1 pseudogene is annotated in these 289 nt (G+C 65.1%); it reads right to left on the bottom strand.

Going from position 1 to position 289, the window contains the following annotated elements:
- Positions 1–223: 223 nt before the first annotated feature.
- Positions 224–289 (bottom strand): annotated as a pseudogene (locus CR919_RS20960) (N utilization substance protein B); the annotation flags it as partial.

Genomic DNA, 289 nt, shown 5'->3' with positions numbered 1-289 from the left:
GCACGATGTCGTCGCGCTCGACGGTGCGGGCGCGGATGCGGTCGATGAGGGTGAATTCGGCCAGGGACATGGGGGCGTTCTGCTTTCTTGTAGAGCCGGGCGATGCTCGGCTGCAGTTGGATCACGCGCCGCACTGCCGGACGCGACCGTGCGCTCCACGGTGAGCCGAGCATGGCTCGGCTCTACAGGAATCTGGTCAGTGACCCGATTCGACCGTGCGCCATTACACGGCGGCACCATCAAGCGCGCCGTTGACGTAGGTGTGGCCATGTTCGGAACCGAAGCGCTT

It is taken from the genome of Stenotrophomonas sp. LMG 10879 (assembly GCF_002750935.1).
Lineage (GTDB): Bacteria > Pseudomonadota > Gammaproteobacteria > Xanthomonadales > Xanthomonadaceae > Stenotrophomonas > Stenotrophomonas lactitubi_B.
The sequence above is the reverse complement of the archived record's forward strand: the minus strand, read 5'-3'. Positions and strand labels throughout refer to the sequence as shown.